Annotated in this window: 18 protein-coding genes and 3 pseudogenes; 2 read left to right on the top strand and 19 right to left on the bottom strand. The window is 71.5% G+C overall.

All coding sequences use genetic code 11. The annotated features are described in order from the left end of the window. Positions 1-5 precede the first annotated feature (5 nt). The 13 genes and pseudogenes from KSF81_RS10220 to KSF81_RS10170 all read right to left on the bottom strand — a co-directional run bounded on the left by KSF81_RS10220 (position 6) and on the right by KSF81_RS10170 (position 13,503). A complete protein-coding gene (locus KSF81_RS10220) occupies positions 6-1,643 on the bottom strand; it encodes a squalene/phytoene synthase family protein (RefSeq protein WP_217378883.1) in 1,638 nt (545 codons plus the stop codon). Next, a complete protein-coding gene (locus KSF81_RS10215) occupies positions 1,640-2,743 on the bottom strand; it encodes a glycosyltransferase family 2 protein (RefSeq protein WP_217378882.1) in 1,104 nt (367 codons plus the stop codon). The genes KSF81_RS10220 and KSF81_RS10215 overlap by 4 nt, the downstream gene beginning before the upstream one ends. Positions 2,744-2,768: 25 nt before the next feature. Next, positions 2,769-3,605, bottom strand: coding sequence for a lysophospholipid acyltransferase family protein (locus KSF81_RS10210; RefSeq protein WP_217378881.1), 837 nt, complete (start codon positions 3,603-3,605; stop codon positions 2,769-2,771). After that, complete coding sequence (locus KSF81_RS10205) at positions 3,602-4,660, bottom strand: phytoene desaturase family protein (RefSeq protein WP_254453448.1); 1,059 nt, start codon at positions 4,658-4,660, stop codon at positions 3,602-3,604. Before KSF81_RS10205 ends, KSF81_RS10210 begins: the two co-directional genes overlap by 4 nt. A 166-nt stretch (positions 4,661-4,826) precedes the next feature. Next, positions 4,827-5,189: pseudogene (locus tag KSF81_RS32020) on the bottom strand (FAD-dependent oxidoreductase); the annotation flags it as partial. A gap of 20 nt (positions 5,190-5,209) precedes the next feature. Continuing rightward, a complete protein-coding gene (crtI, locus tag KSF81_RS29445) occupies positions 5,210-6,016 on the bottom strand; it encodes a phytoene desaturase family protein (RefSeq protein WP_309139528.1) in 807 nt (268 codons plus the stop codon). Positions 6,017-6,077: 61 nt separating this feature from the next. Then, positions 6,078-6,701 (bottom strand): annotated as a pseudogene (locus KSF81_RS29440) (FAD-dependent oxidoreductase); the annotation flags it as partial. A gap of 183 nt (positions 6,702-6,884) precedes the next feature. Continuing rightward, a complete protein-coding gene (locus KSF81_RS29435; protein ID WP_254453447.1) occupies positions 6,885-7,136 on the bottom strand; it encodes an acyl-CoA dehydrogenase C-terminal domain-containing protein in 252 nt (83 codons plus the stop codon). Next, positions 7,018-8,559 carry an acyl-CoA dehydrogenase family protein gene (locus KSF81_RS10190; protein ID WP_217378880.1) on the bottom strand — a complete coding sequence of 514 codons (1,542 nt, stop codon included), beginning with the start codon at positions 8,557-8,559 and terminating at the stop codon, positions 7,018-7,020. Before KSF81_RS10190 ends, KSF81_RS29435 begins: the two co-directional genes overlap by 119 nt. Before the next feature lie 431 nt (positions 8,560-8,990). Beyond that, on the bottom strand, positions 8,991-10,532 hold the full coding sequence (locus KSF81_RS10185; protein WP_217378879.1) for a DUF3140 domain-containing protein: 1,542 nt from the start codon (positions 10,530-10,532) through the stop codon (positions 8,991-8,993). Between the two features lie 311 nt (positions 10,533-10,843). Further along, positions 10,844-11,698, bottom strand: a complete 855-nt coding sequence (locus tag KSF81_RS10180; RefSeq protein WP_217378878.1) for an aldose epimerase — start codon at positions 11,696-11,698, stop codon at positions 10,844-10,846. 25 nt (positions 11,699-11,723) lie between these two features. Next, positions 11,724-12,593 (bottom strand): NAD(P)-dependent oxidoreductase, encoded by an 870-nt coding sequence (locus KSF81_RS10175; RefSeq protein WP_217378877.1) that lies wholly within the window; start codon positions 12,591-12,593, stop codon positions 11,724-11,726. 154 nt (positions 12,594-12,747) lie between these two features. Next, positions 12,748-13,503 carry an SDR family NAD(P)-dependent oxidoreductase gene (locus KSF81_RS10170; RefSeq protein WP_217378876.1) on the bottom strand — a complete coding sequence of 252 codons (756 nt, stop codon included), beginning with the start codon at positions 13,501-13,503 and terminating at the stop codon, positions 12,748-12,750. Between the two features lie 347 nt (positions 13,504-13,850). On the opposite strand from KSF81_RS10170, the pseudogene KSF81_RS32015 reads away from it, so the two are divergent. Together KSF81_RS32015 and KSF81_RS10160 are read left to right on the top strand one after the other, a co-directional pair. Beyond that, positions 13,851-14,054, top strand: a pseudogene (locus tag KSF81_RS32015) (MFS transporter); the annotation flags it as partial. A gap of 16 nt (positions 14,055-14,070) precedes the next feature. Then, the gene (locus KSF81_RS10160; protein WP_217378875.1) at positions 14,071-15,297 is read left to right on the top strand and encodes an MFS transporter; all 1,227 of its coding nucleotides are present in this window, start codon (positions 14,071-14,073) and stop codon (positions 15,295-15,297) included. A gap of 182 nt (positions 15,298-15,479) precedes the next feature. Here KSF81_RS10160 and KSF81_RS10155 read toward each other — a convergent pair whose 3' ends face one another. The 6 genes from KSF81_RS10155 to atpA all read right to left on the bottom strand — a co-directional run bounded on the left by KSF81_RS10155 (position 15,480) and on the right by atpA (position 21,987). Beyond that, positions 15,480-16,577 (bottom strand): endo-1,4-beta-xylanase, encoded by a 1,098-nt coding sequence (locus KSF81_RS10155; protein ID WP_217378874.1) that lies wholly within the window; start codon positions 16,575-16,577, stop codon positions 15,480-15,482. Between the two features lie 19 nt (positions 16,578-16,596). Then, positions 16,597-17,457 carry a ferritin-like domain-containing protein gene (locus KSF81_RS10150; protein ID WP_217378873.1) on the bottom strand — a complete coding sequence of 287 codons (861 nt, stop codon included), beginning with the start codon at positions 17,455-17,457 and terminating at the stop codon, positions 16,597-16,599. Positions 17,458-17,659: 202 nt separating this feature from the next. After that, positions 17,660-18,073: an ATP synthase F1 subunit epsilon gene (gene atpC, locus KSF81_RS10145; RefSeq protein ID WP_217378872.1), complete on the bottom strand. Its 414-nt coding sequence runs from the start codon at positions 18,071-18,073 to the stop codon at positions 17,660-17,662. A gap of 22 nt (positions 18,074-18,095) precedes the next feature. Beyond that, a complete protein-coding gene (gene atpD / locus KSF81_RS10140) occupies positions 18,096-19,523 on the bottom strand; it encodes a F0F1 ATP synthase subunit beta (protein WP_217378871.1) in 1,428 nt (475 codons plus the stop codon). Between the two features lie 14 nt (positions 19,524-19,537). Beyond that, entirely contained in the window at positions 19,538-20,428 is an 891-nt protein-coding gene (locus tag KSF81_RS10135) for a F0F1 ATP synthase subunit gamma (RefSeq protein WP_217378870.1), read from the bottom strand. A gap of 23 nt (positions 20,429-20,451) precedes the next feature. Beyond that, entirely contained in the window at positions 20,452-21,987 is a 1,536-nt protein-coding gene (gene atpA / locus KSF81_RS10130) for a F0F1 ATP synthase subunit alpha (RefSeq protein ID WP_217378869.1), read from the bottom strand.

Below are 21,987 nucleotides of genomic sequence, written 5' to 3'. Positions count from 1 at the left end.
TCCGATCACGGCGCGCCGGAGCCCAGCGCCATCCAGCCCATGCGGAGCTTCTCGCCTTTCGTGAGGCGCGGCCGCGGGCGGGCGCCAGGTTCCCAACCGCGCGCTAGCATGCGTTCCAGCAGGCGCTTGTAGCCCCACATCATCACGGCAGCCGGACGCATAACCTTTGGGTCGAACCGGTGAATGTCCCGCTCGGCGCTGGCAAAACCCTCGGCTGCACGGCGCGCCAGAATGCCGCACAGCACCGAAATCCTTGGGTGAGCGACGACCTCCGGCGCAGGCCCATCCGTGATGTTCTGCCGACCGAGGTAGTTGAGTGGGATGTAGATGCGGTCACGCGCTGCATCCTCATCGATGTCCCTGAGAATGTTTACGAGTTGCATGGTATGCCCAAGGCGCAAGCCAAAGCCTTCCGCTTCCGGTGCGCCGAAGATGCGTACCGCCATGGCGCCCACGCTGCCGGCGACGCGGCGGCAGTAAAGGTCCAGATCGCCTCCATTTTGCAGGCGTAGCCGGTCGGCGGCATCCGTCTCCATGCCGGCGATCATCGCCTCGCATTCGGCAGGCGGGACACCATAGGCCGACCGCGCCCAGGCCAGTTCGCGCGAGAGGGCGCAATCGGGGACCTCCAGCTTGCCGCGCCACTCCGCCAGGAAGCGGCGCTTTTCGGCCTCCGGCATGGCGCCATCGGCGATGTCGTCCACCGCCCGGCAGAAGGCATAGACCGCCCAGAGCGCCCGCCGCCGCTCGCCGCGCAGCGCCGCCATGCCACGGGCGAAGGAGGAGCCGGCGCGGGCGACCCGGCTGCGCACCAGCGCCGCGTCGCGTGGGCCGCGGCCGGGCGCGGCAAGGAAGGCGCGGGCGAAATCGGCCCGGCCCAGCGCCACCCGCCCCGCCACCGGGTCGGCGGCGCGCAGCCGCGCCAGCAGCCGCCGGGCCAGCGCGATGGTGACGGTGCTCTGCCAGGCCAAGCGCCGCGCCCGCAGCAGCCGCGGCAGGGCGCTGGCACGGTCGAGCGCCGCCTCCACCCGGTCGAGCGCGGCATCCAGCACCTCGCGGCGCCGCGCGGCATTCGCGGGGTCGAAGAAACCGGCCTCGCCGCCCGCGAGGTCCATCCAGGCCAGCGGCAGATAGACGCGGCCGAGCCCGGCGCGGTCCGGCACCAGGTCCTGCAGGTGGTTCAGCACCTGCAGCGCGGTGCAGAGCGCATCCGCGGCGGCGATGGCGCCCGGCGCCGCATCGCCATGCAGGCGCAGCAGCATCCGCCCGACAGGGTCGGCAGAGCGGCGGCAGTAATCTTCCAGCGCCGCCCAATCGGCGTAGCGGGCCTGGGTGGCGTCCTGGCGGAAGGCGGAGAGCATCAGCCGCGCCTCCTCCGTGCCCACCGCCAGCTCGTGCAGGCGCCGCGCCTCCGCCATGGAGGTGCCGGGGTCATCCAATGCCCGCTCCATCGCCTCCAGCCGGGCGAGTTTCTCTCCGGGCGCGAGATCCGGGCTATCGGCGATGTCGTCGGCGGTGCGGACGAAGCGGTAGAAGGCCATCACCTGGGCGCGGACCGGCCGCGCCAGCAGCCGCGAGGCGGTGGGAAAATTCTCCGTGTCGTGGTCGCGGGAAGGCGTGGCGGAGAGGGCGGCGCTGCTCATGCCGCCTTTGTGGCTGGATATGCGCGGCCTTTCCAGCCCGCCGGCCGGCCGAGCAGCCAGCGGGCCAGGGCTGTCCACTGGATGGCCAGCGCCACCAGCACCGTCAGCGGGTGCAGCGGCACGGTCCACCAGGGCTCCCGCGCCCGCCAGGTGATGCCGGCGCGCAGGCCGAATACCAATGCCAGCGCCGCGATGGCGGAGGGCGCCGGCAGCAGTGCCCAGGGCCAGAGATGCGCCCCGGCCAGCAGCATGGTCCAGACCGGCAGGCCGAGCGGGGTCGCCATCCCCTCCCGCGCATTCTTCAGGAAGCCGGGCCAGGCCTCGCGGAAGCCGCGATACATCCGGCAGGTGGCGAGCGGCGCGCCATCCACCACCTCGGTCCGGTGGCCCCCGGCGCGGAATCGCCGGGCCAGGGCCAGCCCGTCATGCAGCACGCCCCGCACCGCGCCATGCCCGCCCACCGCCGCATAGGCGGCCCGGTCGCAGAGCACGAGCTGGCCGCAGGCGGCGGCCAAAGCCGGGTGGCGGGTGAAGCCACGGCCGCCGCCGGGCAGGTAGCCGAGCAGCAGCAGGTTGATGGCGGGCACCGTCAGCGCCTCGCCGAGCGAGCGGATCACCTGGCGCGGCACGCCGCTCACCATGGCGAGGCGGTGGCGGATCGCATGGGCGGCCAGCGCGGCGGCGGCACCGGGGGCGAGGCGCACATCGGCATCGATGAACAGCAGATGGCTGCCGGTGGCGGCCTTGGCCAGCCGGGCGCAGGCATGCACCTTGCCGGTCCAGCCGGGCGGCAGGGGCGGCGCCGAGAGCAGCCGGAGCTGGGCATCCCCGGCGGCGAAGCGGCGGACGATCCCGGGCGTGCCGTCGCGGCTGCCGTCATCCATCACCAGCACCTCCACCTCGACGCCCTCGCTGGCCAGGGCGGCGCGGAGGCAGGCCTCGATATTGCCGGCCTCGTCGCGGGCGGGGATCAGGATGGAGACGCGCGTGCCGGGCGGCGGCACGCCCCGCGCCCATGGCAGCAACAGCAGGTTCACCAGCCCGAATGCCGCTGGCATGGCGGCCAGGGCCAAGGCCAGGAGGGCGGGGTCGAGGCTCATGCCGGCGCTCCGCGAGCCATGCCCATCACGCCCCTGCCCCCGGATCGTGCCGTGGATCGAAGCGCCGGCCTCGCAGCGCCGCGCCGAGATGCCGCCAGCCCTGCCAGATTCCGCCCATGCCCTCCCGCCCGCGCAGCAGCGTCTCGAACCGCGAGGGGTCGCGGGAGAGCGCATCCCCGGCCAGGCGGTCCATGCTGGCCTCCAGCGCGGCGGCGAAGTGCGCGGCGCGGGCCTCGCGCGGCATGGCCAGCAGGGTGGCGGCGGAAACCGGGGGGCCAAAACCAGCCAGCATCTCGGGGGCGCGTTCGTTCCAGAAGGGGTATTCCAGGGCCAGTGGCAGGAACTGGGCCTCGGGCGCCAGTTCCGGCAGGTGGGTCAGGCCGGGCACCACCGGCACCGGACGCTTTCGTGCATCGCAGAAGCGGCCGGGGGCGTTGATCCAGAGCATCCGGTCGGGCGAAGCCAGCACCTCCCGCACCACGGCCAGGAAGGCGGCGGCGCCGCGCGGGCTGCCGGTCTCGATGCCGAAGACGCCGAGGCGGCGCATGAAGCCATAGCGGGCGAGCGCCGCCGCCTCCATCGGCACATACATGGTCCGATCCGGGAACAACCGGGTGGAGAGCAGCGTGAAGGCCACGCCATCCCACCAGGAGGGATGGTTGGCGAAGACCACCAGCGGCACTCCGGGCAGCGGCGCCGGCAGGCCCCAGCGGGCGATCCGCACGGCCCGCAGGTGCTTGGTAGCGAAGCGGGTGAAGACCCGGTGGAAGAAGGCGTGCCGCCAGGGCGAGTGCAGCGCGACCGGCGAGGCGGCGCCGGGCGCCCGGCCTGACTTGCGCCCCTCGCCGCCCGCGCCGCTCATTCCGCCGCGAGCGCGGCCCGCGCCGCATCCCGCTGGCCCGCCGCCTCGGCCTCCGGCGACATGCCGCGGCCGCCGAGATCGCGGTCCAGCGCATCGGCGGCGATCCAGCCGCTCATCATCACCATTGGCATGCCCGGCCCCGGATGCGCCGCGCCGCCGGCCAGATAAAGCCCGCGCACGGCGCGCGAGCGGTTGCCCGGCTTGAAGGCGCCGAGGAAGGCGCCATGCGAGGCCAGGCCATAGATCGCCCCGTCCAGCACCCGGTAGCGGTCGTGGATGTCCTGCGGCGTCAGCGCCCGCTCCACCACGATGCGTTCCTCGATATCGCCGAGGCCGGCGCAGCGCTTCAGCTTGTCCAGGATCACCTGGCGATAGGCAGGGAACATCCGTGCCCAGTCCTGCCCGGGCCGCAGATGCGGCGCATGGACCAGCACATAGAGCGCCTCGCCGCCCTCCGGCGCCACGGAAGGGTCGGTGCCGGAGGGGGCGGCGAGATAGGCGGTAGGGTCGGCGGCCGGCTCGCCCCGCTTGTAGATGGCGTCGAATTCCTCCTCCGCGTCGCGGGAGAAGACGAAGTCGTGGTGCGCGAGATGCCCGTAGCGCCGGCTCAGGCCGAGATAGAGCACCACACCGGAACAGGCGGGCTCGAAGCCCTTCCGCGCGTAGCGCCGCCCGGCATCGCCACCCACCAGTTCCTTGTAGGTGCGGATGGCATCCATGTTGGAGATGACGGCATCGCAGGCGATGCGCTCGCCTGAGGCGGTCCGCACCGCCTGCACGGCGCCGTTTTCGATATCGAAGCCGGTCACATCGACCCCGGTGCGGAGATCGGCGCCAAGCTCGCCGGCCAGCCGGGCCAGCCCCTCGGCCACCGCGCGGGTGCCGCCCTCGGGGTACCACACGCCCTCGCTCGCCTGCATGTCGCCGATCGAGCAGAGCACCGCCGGCGCCAGATAGGGGCTGGAGCCGACGTATTGGCAGTAGTGGTCCAGCATCTGCGCCAGCCGCGCATCCGGCACATGGCCGCGGATCACCTTCGCCACGGTCTGGCCCATGCGCAGCGCCAGCAACGTCGCGCAGCGTGCCGGCGCGCAGATTGGCGCGGAGGTCGATGGTATCGGTGAGGCCCTCCACCGGCTTCCAGAAGAAGAATTTCTCCGAGACCCCGTGCAGGTGCCGCGCCACCTCCTGGAAGCGGCGATAGCCGGCGCCGCTGCCCGGCGCGAAATCCTCCATGGTGCGGGCCATGGCCGGGACATCCTCGGCCAGGTCGATCCGGCTGCCATCCGCGAAGAAGCAGCGCCATTGCGGGTCGAGGCGGATCAGCGGCAATTCGCGCGTCTGGTCGCGCCCGGCCTCGGCATAGATGCGGCGCAGCACGCGTGGCACGGTGAGGATGGTGGGGCCCATGTCGAAGCGGAACCCACCGGAACCATCGGGCGCCGGCAGGTGCAGCACCGCCGCCTTGCCGCCGAGCCAGGGGTTCTTGTCCAGCAGGGTGACGCGATGCCCGCGCGCCGCCGCCACGCAGGCCGCCGCCAGCCCACCGAGGCCGCCGCCCACCACCACGACCTGCGCGCCCATGCCCGATCCTTTCACGGCCCTCAACCCGCCACCCCATAGGCCGGCGCCATTCCCTGCGCGAAACCGCTGCCCGCCGGCACCGGCGCCAGGCCGAGGTCGCGCGCCAGCAGGCCGCTGGTGATGCGCGCGCCCTCATAGATCACCGGCAGCCCGCTGCCGGGATGGGTGCCGCCGCCCACCAGATAGACCCCCTCCAGATCCGCGAAGCGGTTGCCCGGCCGGAAGCAGAGCATCTGGCCGAGATCATGCGCGAGGTTGAAGGTGGCGCCATGGCCCACCGCGAATTCCTCCTGCCAGTCCCGCGGCGTCACCATGCGTTCATGGCGGATGCGGGATTCGAGATCGGGGATGCCGAGGCCGCGCAGCCGGTCCAGCGCCAGGCGGCGGTAGCCGGGTGCCTCCGCCGCCCAGTCGGTGCCATGGCGCAGATTGGGCACCGGGATCAGCAGATAGAGGCTGGCATGGCCCGGCGGCGCCATGGAGGCGTCGGTGGCGCCGGCATTCTGCACATAGAGGCTCGGCACATCCGGGATCTCGCCGCTCTCGATCTGGCGGATGTTGCGGCGGTAGTCCTCGGCCAGCAGGATGCTGTGATGCGGCAGGCCGGGCAGCGTCCCCTCGATGCCGAGATAAAGCATGAAGGTGGAGCAGGAATAGCGGGCCCTGCCAATGCGCCGGTCGGTCCAGCGGCGGCGCAGCGCATCCGGGATCAGGCGCGGCACGGCATGCGCGAAATCCGCGTTCACCACCACCGCATCCGCCGCATGGTGCTGCCCGCCGGTCTCGACGCCGATGGCGCGGCGGCCGGCGAAGGCGATGCGCTCCACGGGGGGAGTTCAGCCTGATCTCCACCCCGTTCCGCTCCGCGACCCGCGCCATGGCGGCGGAGACGGCGCCGCAGCCGCCCATGGGGTGGAACACGCCATGCTCGTATTCCAGGAAGCTCAGGATGGTGAAGAGGCTCGGGCAGCGGAACGGGCTCATGCCGAGATACTTGGCCTGGAAGGAGAAGGCGAGGCGCACGCGCGGGTCGCGGAAATGCCGCGACAGGTCGGCATCCACGCTGCGGTGCGGCCGCAGCAGGCGTAGCGATTTCAGCATGTCGAGGCCGAGGACATCGGCGGGCGAGCAGAAGGCGCGCTCCAGCACCGGCCGGAAGGCTTCCAGCTTGCGTCGGTTCTCGGCCAGAAAAGGGCGCAGGCCCCTTGCATCGGCGGGGCACAGCTTCGCGATCTCAGCCTCCATCCGTGCCGGATCGGCGGTGGCCTCGATGCTTCCATGCCCCTCGAAGACCAAGCGGTAATGCGGGTCGAGGCGGACCAGCTCCACCTCCTCCTCCAGCCTCGCGCCGCAGCCCGCGAAGATCTCCGACAGGATGCGGGGATAGAGGAAGAAGGTGGGGCCGAGGTCGAAGCGATAGCCGCCGGGGGCCGTCAGCGTGCGGGTGCGGCCGCCGACCACGGCGTCCTTCTCATGCAGCGTCACCCGCGCCCCGGCGGCGGCCAGCAGCATGGCGGCGGCCAAGCCGCCCGGGCCGGCGCCAATCACGGCAACGCGAGGATGCGTGGCCCGCAGCGAGGGGGTGGCAAGCGGAGCGTTCATGCACGGCCGTCACGATATGCAGCCGCGGAGATGCGGTGACATGCGCCATCCGCAAGGGCGGCACAGCGCAACAATCCGCCGTGCCGGCCGGCTTCAGCCCGAGGCGGTCGCGCCCTGGCCCGGCAGCAGCGCCAGCACCGCCTCCGCAGCCTCGATCTCCGCCACCCGCGCCGCGGCCCGGGGTAGTAGGCGCCGCAGGTAGAAATCGGCGATCGGGGCGTAGCGATCATCCGCGGCGGCGGCGCGGGCCAGCATCCAGCCGCCGAGCGTCCAGCCCGCCGCATCCAGATAGGCACTGGCCGAAGCCTGGGCGGCATCGGGATTGGCCTGGCCCTGGTCCAGCATCCAGGCAGTGGCGCGTTCCAGCGCATCGGCGGCGGCGTCCAGGCGCTGGTCGGCGCTGCGCACTTCCCAGATCAGCCCCCCGCATCGCCGCGCCGCCATCGCGGAACAGCTTGCGCGCCACCAGGTCGATCGCCTGGATGCCGTTGGTGCCCTCATAGATCGGCGCGATCCGGGCATCGCGCAGCACCTGCGCGGCGCCGGTATCCTCGACGAAGCCCATCCCGCCATGCACCTGCATGCCGAGCGAGGCGCAATCCACGCCGCGATCGGTGCACCAGGATTTCACGATGGGGGTGAGCAGCGCCACCCGCGTCTCCGCCCCCTCCTCCCGCAGCAGCCGGGCGCGGTCGAGCGCGGCCCCGGCCTCCAGCGCCAGCAGCCGGCCGGCCAGGGTGATGGCGCGGATCTCCGCCAGCATGCGCGCCACATCCGGGTGGCGGGCGATCGGGCCGCCGCCCTGGATGCGCTCGGCGGCATAGGCTTCGGCGAGTGCCAGCGCCCGGGCGCCCTGCGCCACCCCCTCGATGCCGACGCCGAGCCGGGCGGCGTTCATCATGGTGAACATGGCGTTCAGCCCGCGATGCGGCGCCCCGATCAGCTCCGCCTCCGCCCCCTCGAACAGCATGATGCAGGTGGGCGAGGCGTGGATGCCGAGCTTGCGCTCGATGCCGCCGCAGCGCAGCGCGTTGCGGCTGCCATCCGGCAGCACCTTCGGCGCGGCGAAGAGGCTGATGCCGCGGGTGCCGGGCGGCGCATCCGGCAGCCGGGCCAGCACCAGGTGCAGCGTGTTCGGCGTCAGGTCGTGCTCGCCATAGGTGATGAAGATCTTCTGGCCATGCAGCCGGTAGCGGCCCTCGCCCGCCGGCTCGGCGCGGGTCCGCAGCAGCGCCAAGTCGCTGCCGGCCTGCGGCTCGGTCAGGCACATGGTGCCGGTCCATTCGCCGGAGACCAGCCGCGGCAGCCAGGCCGCCGCCTGTTCCGGGGTGGCGTATTCCACCAGTGCCTCGATCGCCCCGGCGGTGAGCAGCGGGCAGAGGCTGAAGGCCATGTCGGCGGCCGTCACCAGTTCCTGCACCGCCATCCAGAGGGATTGCGGCAGCGCCTGGCCGCCGGTGGCGACGCCCTGTACCTCGGCCGGCGCGGGCAGGCCCTGCCAGCCGCCCTCCACCCAGCCGCGATAGGCGTCCTGGTAGCCGGGCGGCACGCGGACCACGCCATTTTCATAGACCGCGCCGTGCCGGTCGGCGGCCTGGGCATTCGGCCAGAGCACCTCGCGCGAGAAGCGCGCAGCCTCCTCGATGATGGCGCCGATATCCTCGGGCCCGAGCGGCGCGCCGGCGGCGGCGGTGAGGCCGGGCAGGTCGACGAGGCGGGTGAGACCGAAGAGCAGGTCCTCGGCCGGGGTGGTCATCGCGTGGCTCATGCGGCCTGGCCTTCATGCTGGCGGGTTGGCGCCACGGCCGGCGGGCCAGGGCGCGGGTCCAGTTCCGTAGCATATTCCAGCAGGCGCCGGAGAGGGCGAGGCTCCCCAGGATCGCGCCGCGGCCGCCGGCCATGGGGCGCCAATGCATCCCGCCACGCCTGGGAAGGCCGGGCCGGAAGCGGGAAGCCCTGGCGGGATCGCGGCGGCCGGCCACCCGAACCGGCTGCAACCGGGCTTTCATGGGACGGAGGGGGCCCCTCCCGGTCCGGCCCCTTTCCGGCATCCGGATTTGCCACCTCGCCCGGAACCGCCAGCGCAAGGCCCATCAGGAAGGAACCGGGCCGGAGCATGCCTGGCATGCTCCGGCCCTTCTCAGCAATCCGCCCATCCCCCCCTCCATCGCACAGCACGGCGAAGGAAGGGAGCGGGACCTAGGCGCGGCTGCGGGTGCTGCCGCGCCCGCCGGAGGAGGTGCGCCCGCCCTTCGCTGCCGCAGTGGTCCGCCCGGCGGCGCCGCGCGTGGCACCGGTGCCGCGCTTCGCGGCCGTACCCGTGCCACGTTTGGCGGCCGTGCCCGTGACGCGCTTCGCCCCACCGGCGGTGCTGGTCCGCGTGCTGCGGGCGGCGCCGCCCTTGGCGCCATTGCTGCGCGCCGCCGCTGCCTTGCGCGGCGTGCGCGCGCTGCCGCCCTTGCGGCCACCCTCGCTCTGCGCTGCCCGGCTGGCGGTGCTGCGGGTGGTCTTCGCGGCGGTGCTGCGGCTGGCCGTGCGCGTGCCGGTTGCACGGGTGCCAGTGCTGCGCGAAGCCGTGCTGCGCGACGCCGTGCTGCGCGTGGTGCTGCCCGCCGCCGTCTTGCCGCGACTGCCGGCACTCGCCCGGCCACCCTTCGCCGCCGCCGCCGTGCGCCCGGCGGCGCTGCGCTTGGCAGTGCCCGTCGCGCTGCCGCGCGAGGCGGTGCCCGCCGCCGTCTTGCCGCGACTGCCGGCACTCGCCCGGCCACCCTTCGCCGCCGCCGCCGTGCGCCCGGCGGCGCCGCGCTTGGCGGTGCCCGTCGTGCTGCTGCGCGTGGTGCTGCCCGCCGCTGCCTTGCCGCGACTGCCGGCGCTCACCCGGCCGCCCTTCGCCGCCGCCGCCGTGCGCCCGGCGGCGCCACGCTTGGCGGTGCCCGTCGCGCTGCTGCGCGTGGTGCTGCCGGCCGCCGCCTTGCTACGGCTGCCGGCGCTCACCCGGCCGCCCTTCGCCGCCGCCGCCGTGCGCCCGGCGGCGCCACGCTTGGCGGTGCCCGTCGCGCTGCTGCGCGTGGTGCTGCCCGCCGCTGCCTTGCCGCGACTGCCGGCGCTTGCCCTGCCGCCCTTCGCCGCCGCCGCCGTGCGCCCAGCGGCGCCGCGCTTCGCACCGGTGCCGGCGGCACTCCTTGTGCCGCTCGCCCGTTCGGTGGTGCCGGCGCTGCTGCGCCGGGTCCGCGTGCCGGTGGAGGCGCCAGCGCGGCGGCCGCGCTTCGGCGCCTCCTGCTGGCCGCCTTCCTCCTGGCCGATCTCCTGGCCGGCCTCCTGGGCAGAGTCCTGTTCGGGTTGGTGCGGCGTGTCGTCATCCTGCATGGCGGTCTCCTCTGCCTCGTCCTTCATCGGATCATGTCCCCAATTCATCAGGGAATGGCGCCAGCGCGCCGCCGCGGTGTCGTCCTCGGGCCGCTGCGCCAGGCGGCGGCGGATGAAGCCCACCACCTGCCGCAGGAATTCCTGCTCCGCTTCGGCCTGCGGCGCATCGCCGCGCTCCAGCAGAACAAGGACGCGGCGCCCGGACTGGTGGTCCACCGCCGCATCCTCGCCTTCATCGGTCCAGCCGGCGCTGCGGCTCTGCTCGGTCTCCAGCCAGTCGCGCAACTCTGCGGCCTGCATGTTGACCAGGCGGCGGAAAACCTGCAGCGCGTCCGAACTGTCCGCCTCGGCAGGGCGGTACGGGCTCTCGCTCATTCTCTTGCGCCTCCCTTCAGGGATGTTAATGGTGGAGAGACAGCCGGAACCGGCGCCTCGATGACCTTGCATCCATTCGCCGGGGCTGTCGCCGGCACGCCGCTGGCCCAGATGGCGGCCCGGTATCCGGCGTGCTGGCGGTCGCGCCGGATGCCCCGCGGGGGTGACGCGCGCCTGCACCCGCCCACATAGCTTCGGGTCGGAGTCGCGCGGTGCCTGCCATGCCGTGACCTTTGCGTTCCGGTTGCGGCAGGCAACGTCACGCAGCGCCGCGCGTTCCCGCGCGCCTGCACGCAAACACGAAGCGCGCGTCAGATTTCCGCGGCGAGTGCGAGTCGCGCCACCAGCGCATCGCCCGGCGGCAGCATGGTCAGCGATCCATGCGCGGCGAATCCGGGGCGGTTCGGCGCGTCCGGCACATGACTCACCGGCTCCACGCACAGCACGTCACCACCGGCCGGCGCGAAGACCTGCAGGTTGCGCGACCAGGCGCCCGTGGCCTGCAGCCGCAGCAGGAGATCGGGGCGGCTGATCTCCGCCAGGCCGTCCCAGCCGGCGAAATGCGTGTCCAGCCCGGCATAGGCGGCCTCGTCGCCATCGACGCCGGGGCTGGGCTGCGCCGCCACGGGCAGGCTGCGCGCGTCCCGCGCGAAGAGCGTGTCGGCGCGAAAGCGGAGCCGCGTCCCCGCCGGCCGCGCGAAGAAGGGATGCCAGCCGAGCCCGAAGGGAAAGGGCAGGTCACCCGCATTCGTCAGCGACAGCGTGATATGCGCATGCAGCGGACCGAGCATTACCTCCAGCCGCGCCGCATAGCGCAGTGGCAGGCCGAGCGCGGTGGCGTCCAGTTCCTGCACCAGCATCGCACGCGATGCCGAGGCCGCCAGCACCTGCCAGGGATGCTCGCGCGCCAGGCCATGGATGGCGGTGCCGTCCTCCGGCCGGTTCACCGGCAAGTGGTATGCGATGCCGGCCACCGGCAGCAGCCCGCCATCCAGCCGATTGGCCCAGGGCGCCATGAGGAAGGCGCCGCCGAAACTGGCATTGGGATCGGCGCCGAGCGGCAGCGGCGCCAAGACCTCCCGCCCATGGAAGCCCAGCTGGGCCAGGGCGCCGCCCTGCTCCGGCAACAGCACGGCGGTCCAGCCGCCGCCCTCCAGGCTCAGCAAGCCGGTTTTTCCAGGCGCGGCTGGTTCAGCTCCCCGCGCTCCCGGCGGCTTCGTCCAGCGCGAAGTGGTCGCGCGGCGAGGGCTGCGCCCGCGTGTAGTCCATGCCGGCATAGGCGCCGCCCTGGTAGCGCTCGACCACCGGATCGCCGGAAAGCTTGCCGGCGATGCGCGCGCGGAACGCCTCCGCCGTGTCCTGCGGCTGCCAGCCGATGCGCGCGCGATGGTCCTCGCCCCAGAAGCTGGCGGGGTTGGCGGAGCAGGCCCAGATCACGCAATGCCCGGTGCGCGGCGCCATGACCGCCGCCGCCGCAAGCCGCACCAGGTCGGCATAGGAGAGCCAGGTGGCGAGCATCCGCGCCTCCAGCGGCTCCGGCAGGCAGGAGCCGATGCGCAGATTGACGTTCTCGACCCCGTGCTTGTCCCAGTAGAGCCGGCCCATCAGTTCGCCATAGGCTTTCGACAGCCCGTAATAGCCATCCGGCCGGAAGGCGCAGTCGGCATCGATCCTGGCCTCGTTGCCTTGCGGGCGTTCATGGAAGCCGATGGAGTGGTTGGAGCTGGCGAAGACCACCCGCGCCTGTTCCCGCCGCGCTGCCTCATACACGTGATAGAGGCCACGGAGATTGGGGCCGAAGACGGTCTCGAAGGGTTGCTCCACGCTGATGCCGCCGAAGTGCAGGATGGCGCCGCAGCCCTCCGCCTGGCGCAGCAGCGCGACGCCATCGTTCAGGTCGGCGCGGATGAATTCGGCGCGCGGCGGCAGCGCCTCGGGGAAGGAATGGATGTCGGTGAGCCGCAGGGTCCAGCCCATCGCCGCCAGCTCCCGCGCCAGCACGCGACCAAGATTGCCGGCGGCGCCGGTGAGCAGGACGGGCTTTTCCGGGATGGCGGGCATGGCAGGCTTCCTCCTGACCAGGGGTGGCGGCGCATGATGCGGGGTGCGCGCCATACAGGCAAACGGCGCGGGCGCCGTTCGGCGGCCCGGACCGGTCTCCCTTGGTGCCAGGCCCTGCGCCCGGTGCCCCCGGCCCGCCCGCGCCGTAGATGGGTCAGCCCACGGTATAGCCGCCGTCGATGACGATCTCCTGGCCGAAAATGTTGCGCGCGGCATCCGAGGCCAGGAAGACCGCCGCCTCGGCGATATCCTCCGGCTTGCCGAAGCGGCCGGGCAGAAGCCGCTGCGTCACTTGGCGCGCCGTCTCGGCCAGAACCTCCGGCGGCAATCCGACGGTGCCCCAGAGCGGCGTCTCTATGGGGCCGGGGGCGATCGCGTTCACCCGGATGCCGCGCGGCGCCAGTTCCACCGCCAGTGTCCGCGCGAAGGAGCCAAGCGCCGCCTTGCTCGCGCTATAGGCCGCAAGTCCGGGCAGGCCGACCCGGGCAAGGAAGGTGGTGATGAAGAGCACCGCGCCGCCCGTCTCGCCGAACAGCGGCAGCAGCAGGCGCACCGTCTCCACCGCGCCGAACAGGTTGATGCGGAACTGCTCGTCCATGGCCTCGGGCGTGCTCTCCGCAAAGGGCAGGACGCGCGCGATGCCGGCATTGGGCAGGGCGATGTCGATCCGGCCGAAGCGCTGTCCGGCCTCCTCGGCCAGCCGGCGCAGGTCGTCGGGGCGGGTCACGTCGCCGACGACGACATGCGCCCGGCCGGGCGCCGCCGATGCCACCTCCTCCAGCCCGGCGCGGTTGCGCCCGAACAGCACCACCCGCGCGCCTTCCTCCAAGTAGCGCTGCGCGATCGCCCGGCCGATGCCGCTGCTCGCGCCCGTGATCACGGCCGTCTTGCTCTCCAGTCGTCCAGGCATGTGCAGGCTTCCTTCCAATTCTGGCCTTGGGACTAGCCCGCGGCCGGCTGTCCGTCCTTGTCAGGGCGCAAACCGCGGATGCGCCGGCGCGGTTCCGAGGGCCTCCGGCAAGGTGCGGGCGGAGCGGATCGGGGCAGGATGGCGAGCAGCATATCGGTCCGGCCTTGCGGAAAGCCTGGCCTTCCGGGAAGCCCGGCGAGGACATCCCGGCCCGTCAACGCGCATTGGCTTGGCGCCGGGGCCGTCCGCCACTAGACTGTTCCGCCTTGCGCGACACCCCGAACCCTGCCGCCCTCCCCGCCCCTGCCTTCTCGCCGCGGGAGGTGCGCACCATCGTCATCGGGCTGATGCTGGCGTTGTTCCTGTCCAGCCTCGACCAGACCATCGTCGCGACCGCGCTCTCCTCCATCGCCCAGGATCTCGGCGGCTGGGATCTGATGCCCTGGGTGGTCTCCGCCTATCTCATCGCCTCCACCGTCACCACGCCGATCTATGGGCGGCTCTCGGATCTTTTCGGGCGGCGGCCGGTGCTGCTGGTCTCGGTCGCGGTCTTTGTCGGGGGGATCGATGCTCTCGGCGCTGGCGCCCACGATGCTGGCGCTCATCGCGGCACGCGTGGTGCAGGGGTTGGGCGGCGGCGGGCTGCGCGCCGTGTCGCTGGCGGTGGTGGGGGACATCCTGCCGCCGCGCGAGCGCGGGCGGGTGCAGGGCTACCTCTCCACCGCCTTCGCCACCGCCAATGTCATCGGCCCGGTGCTGGGCGGGCTGTTCTCGAGCCATCTGTCCTGGCACTGGATCTTCTGGATCAACCTGCCCCTGGGCGCGGCTGCCTTCGCGATGACGTATCTGCAATTGCGCCGGCTGCCGCGGCCGACGCGGCGGCCGCGGATCGACTGGCTGGGCGCGGTCCTGATCCTGCTGGCCTTCACGCCCTTCCTGCTCGGCATCACCTATGTGCAGCGCGCCGGGTCTTGGCTCTCGCCGGCGGCGCTTGGCTGCTTCGTGCTCGGCGCGGTGTTCCTGGCGGCGCTGCTGGTGCAGGAGGCGAGCGCGCCGGAGCCGATGCTGCCGCTGCACCTGTTCCGCAATCCGATCTTCACCGTGGCCATCGTCATCACCTGCCTCGCTTCCATGATGATGACGGCGCTGGTGATCCTGATCCCGCTCTACTACCAGCTGGTATCCGGGCTTTCCCCCAATGAGGCGGGCCTGCGGATGATCGCCATGACGCTCGGCAGCGTCACCGGCTCCTTCCTGGCAGGCCAGGCGGTGACGTGGACCGGGCGCTACCGTTTCCTGCCGATCATGGGCACTTCGGTCGCGACGCTGATGAGCGCGCTGATCGCGCTGATCGGCCTCGGCCATTCGCTGCTGCTGGATTCCGCCGTGACGCTGCTGCTGGGCCTCGCCTTCGGCTGCCAGTTCTCGCCGATGACGGTCACCGTCCAGAACGCGCTGGAGCCGAAGGATGGCGGCATCGGCGTCTCCTGCATGATGTTCTTCCGGCTGATGGGCGGCGCCTTCGGCGTGGCGCTGCTCTCGGCCATCCTGCTTGGCGGGCTGGCCGCGGGGGCGGAGGCGCTGGGCGGCGCGGCGGCACTCGGGGAAAGCCCGGGGCTCGCGCTGATGCGGGCGGGGCACGACGGCGGGGTGGATGCGGCGCTGCTGCAGGCGCTGCGGCAGACGGCGAGGGAAACCTTCTCCCTGGTCTTCGGCGTGGCCTCGGCGATCCTGGCGGTGGCGCTGGGCTTCGCGCTCGCATTGCGCGAGGTGCCGCTGCGCGGGCGGGAATAGGCCGGCGGCAAGCCCGTTATGGTGCGGCGGTCGCGTGCCGCAGCTTTCCCGCGGCCCGGATGCATCCTCCGCTGGAGCGCGCCGTCTGCGCCGCGGGCGTCTCGGCGCCGGGCAAGGTGGAGAGCATCAGGGCCATCCTCCACGGCGTTTCCGTCCCGGCGGCGGGTGCCGGGCCAAATCCGTCAGGGCCAGGGCTGGCCGGCGAAGGCGCGGGCCAGCGCGTGCCACATCGGCTTCGGGCGAAAGCCGGCGTCGAGCGGCAGCGGCCGCCCCGGCAGCCCATCCGCCCGGGCCATGGCCGGTTCGGTATTGGCCCAGCTATAGGGATCGGTGATGCCCCAGGTCAGCACCGCCCGTCCCCCGGCCTCCAGCACCGTCGAGACGAAGGCATGGGTGATGGCCGCGGCCGCTGCATCGCGCGGCGCCGGGTCCGAGGGCTCCGGTGGCTCGATCACATCAAGTTCGGTGATGAGGACGGCGAGGCCGAGATCGCGCAGGCTTCGCACAAAGCTCGCCAGCGCCGGTGCGGAAAAAGCGGCATCACGGTGCAGGTGGCCCTGCAACCCCACCGCATCGATCGGCACGCCCCGGTCCAGCATGCCGCGCACCAGCGCCAGCACGCGGCGGCGCTTCTCCGCATCATGCGGGGTGTCATGCTCGCAGCCATAGTCGTTGTAGGTGAGCGTGAGGCCGAGGTCGCGCGCGCGGGCCAAGCGGAAGGCAAGATCGAGATAGGCGGGGCCAAGGGCGCGCAGCCAGGGACTGTCCTTCAGCAATTCGGTGGAGTTCCAGGGATCGGCCACGGCCTCGTTCGCCACGTCCCAGTCGCGGATGCTGCCGGCGGCATGGCCGAGCACGCCGTCCAGATGCGCCTCCAGCTCCCGCCGGGCGCGGGCGGGCCCCGCCTCCAGCGCCGCCTCCGTCCAGGGGCGCATGGCGGCGTGCCAGACCAGGGTATGGCCGCGCACCACCTGGCCATGCTTCGCGGCGAAGCCGGTGATGGCATCCAGGGCACTGAAGTCGAAGCGGCCCTCCGCCGGGCGGAGATCCCACCATTTCGCGCCGCCTTCCGGCACCAGGGCGGCGGCTTCCCGGGCGATGGCCGCGGCATAGACGGCATCGGTCTGCAGCCAGTCCGCCTGCACGGCGCAGCCATAGGTGACGCCATGCCTGGCGGCGATACTCCGCAAGCCTTCGGTGGCCTGGGCCGGCAATGCCCCCGCCACGGTTGCTGCCGCGGCCAGAAGATGGCGGCGGCCCGGGCGGAGCGCTGCCACCATGCCTATTCCCTGGGCGCCGTCAGGCCGCCCGCGCCAGGTCAGCCGCGGCGGGCGCGGCCTGGCGGAGCAGCGTGTTGCGGAACCGGTCCCGGCGCCAGCACAGCAGCCGCCAGGCGCCCCGCGCGGCGAGATCGGAAAGCCGGCCGCGCGGCTCCAGTCCCACCGACTTGAAGACCATGCCCATGCCCCGCTCGATATGGCGGTAGCGATAGAAGCCCATGGCGCGACCCATATAGCCCGCGATGCAGCGGTCGTGGTCGTAGCCCAGCGTCGGATCCTCATTGCTGCAATGGAAGGCGAAGGCGAGTTCGTCATCCTCGGATTCGCCGATCCGCCCGGCGGCGACGCGCAGGCGTTGCAGGAAAGTGAGATTCTCCCGCGCCAGATAGCGCTTCAGGTGGTCGTAGAAGAGCTTGAAGTGGCGGAATTCATCCGCCGCGATCAACCGGCAGACCTGCTGCAGCACCGGCTCCTCGGTGGCCTCGGCCAGCGCCGTGTAATAGCTGCTGGTGCCGGTTTCCACCATGCAGCGGGCGATCAGCTCGCCAGTGCGGCTGCCGCGGATGGAGGCATCGGCGTTGATGTCGATCCTGTAGCCGGCGCGGTAGCGTTCGAAACATTCCGCATAGTCCCAGCCGGGATCGGCCAGCGAGGCCCATTGGCCGAGCGCGTCGCCATGCTGGATCTCCTCCACCGACCAGTAGTCGGCGGCCTGCTGGAATACCGGATCATCGGCGAAGACCCGGTTCAGATACAGCGCATAGTCGCCGCCATTGCGTTCGACCATCGCCGCGGCCTTCACCAGCGGCACGATCTCCGGGTCCACTTTCGACGGATCGAAGCGGTCCCAGGCCACCTGCTCGATGCGCCAATGTTTCATATTATCCCGCGGCTCCCTTGCCGGCCCGACTCCGTGGCGCCAATGCGGCAACGCCGCCCGCCGAGGCAATGTTCGGCGGGCGGCGCTGGGAATCAAGCAGTGTTGCCCGGCGGCCACGGCGCCGCATGGCAGAAAAGCGACAGGCGTTGCCCCTCCGCCATGCCCGGAAGCGCGGCGGCCGGGCCGCAGCCCGGAAGGTTTCCTAAGCGGCCTCGGCCGCGTCGCGCATGGCCCGCATGGAGAGCACCCGGGCCAGGGCGGCGTCGCGCCGCTCCGCCGGGTCCTCGCCCGTGATGCCGGCCATCGCCGCCTCGGCCTCGGCCAGGCGGCGCTCCGCCTCGGCACGGGAGAGGCTGGCGACCGGTGTGACCTCATCGGCCAGCACGGTGCAGCGGTCCGGCGCCACTTCGGCGAAGCCGCCGGCGACGAAGAGCCGCTCGCTCTCCGCGCCATTCTCCCGCACCCGGATGACGCCGCCGCGCAGCGCGACGATCATTGGCGAGTGGCCGGGCAGGACGCCCATCTCGCCTTCCACGGCGGGGATGGTCGCCATCTCCACCTGGCGCGCGAGCAGCAGCCGCTCCGGCGAGACGAGTTCGAGCTGGAAGGTTGCCATGAGGGGGCTCCCGCCTGCGGCCTCAGGCCGCCGCCTTCATGGTCTCGCCCTTCGCCACCGCGTCCTCGATGGTGCCCACCATGTAGAAGGCCGCTTCCGGCAGGTGGTCGTACTGGCCGGAGACGATGCCCGCGAAGGAGCGGATCGTGTCCTCGAGCTTCACGAAGATACCGGGGAAGCCGGTGAAGACCTCGGCCACGTGGAAGGGCTGGCTGAGGAAGCGCTGGATCTTGCGGGCGCGCGCCACGACCAGCTTGTCCTCTTCCGAAAGCTCGTCCATGCCAAGGATGGCGATGATGTCCTGCAGCGACTTGTAGGTCTGCAGGATGCGCTGCACCTCGCGGGCGACGCGGTAATGCTCCTCGCCCACCACCTGCGGGCTGAGCGCGCGGGAGGTGCTATCCAGCGGATCCACCGCCGGGTAGATGCCGAGCTCGGCGATCTGGCGGCTGAGAACCGTGGTAGCATCGAGGTGCGCGAAGGAGGTGGCCGGCGCCGGGTCGGTCAGATCGTCGGCCGGCACGTAGATCGCCTGCACCGAGGTGATCGAGCCCTTCTTCGTGCTGGTGATCCGCTCCTGCAGCGCGCCCATGTCGGTGGCCAGCGTCGGCTGGTAGCCCACCGCCGAGGGGATGCGGCCGAGCAGCGCCGAGACCTCGGCGCCAGCCTGGGTGAAGCGGAAGATGTTGTCCACGAAGAACAGCACGTCCTGGCCCTGCTCGTCGCGGAAGTACTCCGCGAGCGTCAGGCCGGAGAGGGCCACGCGCGCACGCGCGCCCGGCGGCTCGTTCATCTGGCCATAGACCAGGGCCACCTTGGAACCCTCGGTAGTGCCCTCGCCGAGCTTGATGACGCCGGCATCGATCATCTCGTGATACAGGTCGTTGCCTTCGCGGGTGCGCTCGCCGACGCCGGCGAAGACCGAAACACCGCCATGCGCCTTGGCGATGTTGTTGATCAGCTCCTGGATGAGCACGGTCTTGCCCACGCCGGCGCCGCCGAAGAGGCCGATCTTGCCGCCCTTGGAATAGGGAGCCAGCAGGTCCACCACCTTGATGCCGGTGGCCAGGATCTCGGTGCTGGTCGCCTGCTCGTCGAAGGGCGGCGCCTCGCGGTGGATGGTGTAGGTCTTTTCGTGCGGCACCGGGCCGCGCTCGTCGATCGGCTGGCCGATGACGTTCAGGATGCGGCCGAGCGTGCCGGGGCCGACCGGCATGGTGATGCCGGAACCCGAATCCACAACTTCCTGGCCGCGGACCAGGCCATCGGTCATGTCCATCGCGATGCAGCGGACGGTGCGCTCGCCCAGGTGCTGCGCCACTTCGAGGATCAGCGTATTGTCGCCGTTCTTCGTGGACAGCGCGTTCTGGATGGAGGGCAGCTCGCCCGGGAACTGCACGTCGACGACGGCGCCCAGGACCTGCGCGATGGTTCCGACATTGTTCTTCATCGTCCCGTAGCTCCTCAGAGGGCCTCGGCCCCGGAGATGATCTCGATCAGCTCCCTGGTGATATTGGCCTGGCGCGTGCGGTTGTAGTTCAAGGTCAGCTTGTCGATCATCTCGCCGGCATTGCGCGTGGCATTGTCCATGGCGTTCATCTGGCTGCCGTAGAAGCCGGCCGCGTTCTCCAGCACCGCCCGATAGAGCTGGATCGCCAGGTTGCGCGGCAGCAGCGTGGCGAGGATCTCCTCCTCCGCCGGCTCGTATTCATACTGCGCCTGCGGCCCCGTCGCCGCCGGCGCGCCCGCGGCATCCTCGGGGAGCGGCGCCGGGATCAGCCGCTGGTCGGTCGGGATCTGCACGATGACGCTGCGGAAGCGGTTGTAGAGCAGGCTGCAGACATCGAATTCGCCGGCTTCCAGCATCTCGGTGATGCGGAGCGCCACCGCCTCGGCATCACTGAACTCCACCCGCTTCTTGCCGGTGAAGCTCACTTCGCCGACGAAGCGGCTGGCGAACTCGCGCTTGAGGTAGGTCGCGCCCTTGCGGCCCACCGAGAGGATCTTGACCGTCCCGCCTTCCGCCTCCAGCGCCCGGATGCGGGTGCGGGCCAGGCGGCCGACATTGGTGTTGAAGGGACCCGCCAGGCCGCGGTCGGCGGTGACCACGACCAGCAGGTGCACCCGTTCCTGGCCGGTGCCGACCAGCATGCGCGGCGCATTCGGCGAGGACGCCACCGCCGCGCCGAGCGAGGCGAGCATGCGCTCCATCCGCTCGGCATAGGGGCGCGCGGCTTCCGCCTGCGCCTGGGAGCGGCGGAGCTTGGCCGCCGCCACCATCTTCATCGCCTGCGTGATCTTCCGCGTGGATTTCACGCTGTTGATGCGACCACGAAGGTCTTTCAGGCTGGCCATGACCGCTGTTTCCTAAGCCGCGATCAGGCCGCGAAGGACTTGGCGAAACCGTCGAGGAAGGCGACGAGCTTCGTCTCGGTCTCCTTCTTGATCTCGCGGTCGGTACGGATCGCGTCGATGATGGCCGGCTGCGTCGCCTTCAGCTCCGACAGCATGCGCCGCTCGAACTCGCCCACCTGCGACACCTCGATCCGGTCGAGGTAGCCGCGGGTGCCGGCGAAGATCGCCACCACTTGGTCCTCCACCGGCACCGGCTTGTACTGCGGCTGCTTCAGCAGCTCGGTCAGCCGCGCGCCGCGCGCCAGCAGCGCCTGGGTGGAGGCGTCGAGGTCGGAGGCGAACTGCGCGAAGGCCGCCATCTCGCGGTACTGCGCCAGCTCCAGCTTGATGCGCCCGGCCACCTGCTTCATCGCCTTGATCTGCGCGGCGGAGCCGACGCGGGAGACGCTGATGCCGACATTCACCGCGGGGCGGATGCCCTTGTAGAAGAGCTCCGTCTCCAGGAAGATCTGGCCATCGGTGATGGAGATGACATTGGTCGGGATATAGGCGGAGACGTCGCCGGCCTGGGTCTCGATCACCGGCAGGGCGGTCAGCGAGCCATTGCCGAAATCGTCGTTCATCTTCGCCGCGCGCTCGAGCAGGCGCGAATGCAGGTAGAAGACGTCGCCCGGATAGGCCTCGCGGCCCGGCGGACGGCGCAGCAGCAGCGACATCTGGCGATAGGCGACGGCCTGCTTGGACAGATCATCGTAGAAGATGACGGCATGCATGCCGCCATCACGGAAGAACTCGCCCATGGTGCAGCCGGTATAGGGCGCCAGGAACTGCATCGGCGCCGGGTCGGAGGCGGTGGCGGCGACGACGATGGAATATTCCAGCGCGCCGTTCTCTTCCAGCGTCTTCACCAGCTGCGCCACGGTGGAGCGCTTCTGGCCGATCGCCACATAGATGCAATAGAGTTTCTTGGACTCATCGCCAGAGGCATTGATGCCCTTCTGGTTGATGATGGTGTCCATGATGACGGCGGTCTTGCCGGTCTGGCGATCGCCGATCACCAGCTCGCGCTGGCCGCGGCCGATCGGGATCAGGGCGTCGATCGCCTTGATGCCGGTCTGCATCGGCTCATGCACCGACTTGCGCGGAATGATGCCCGGCGCCTTCACCTCGACGCGCTTGCGCACGACATCGGTGAGCGGCCCCTTGCCGTCGATCGGGTTGCCGAGGCCATCGACCACGCGGCCGAGCAGGCCACGGCCGGTCGGCACGTCCACGATGCCGCCGGTGCGCTGCACCGTGTCGCCTTCCTTGACGTCACGGTCGCTGCCGAAGATCACGATGCCGACATTGTCGGTTTCGAGGTTCAGCGCCATGCCGCGGACGCCGGCGCCGGGGAATTCCACCATCTCCCCGGCCATGACGTTCTGCAGGCCATAGACGCGGGCGATGCCGTCGCCCACGGTCAGCACGGTGCCGACCTCGGCCACATTCGCATCGGCGTCGAAGCCGGCGATCTGCTGCTTGAGGATCTCAGAGATCTCGGCGGGACGGATGTCCAT

This window comes from Siccirubricoccus sp. G192, from assembly GCF_019084075.1.
GTDB lineage: Bacteria > Pseudomonadota > Alphaproteobacteria > Acetobacterales > Acetobacteraceae > G192.
The sequence above is the reverse complement of the archived record's forward strand: the minus strand, read 5'-3'. Positions and strand labels throughout refer to the sequence as shown.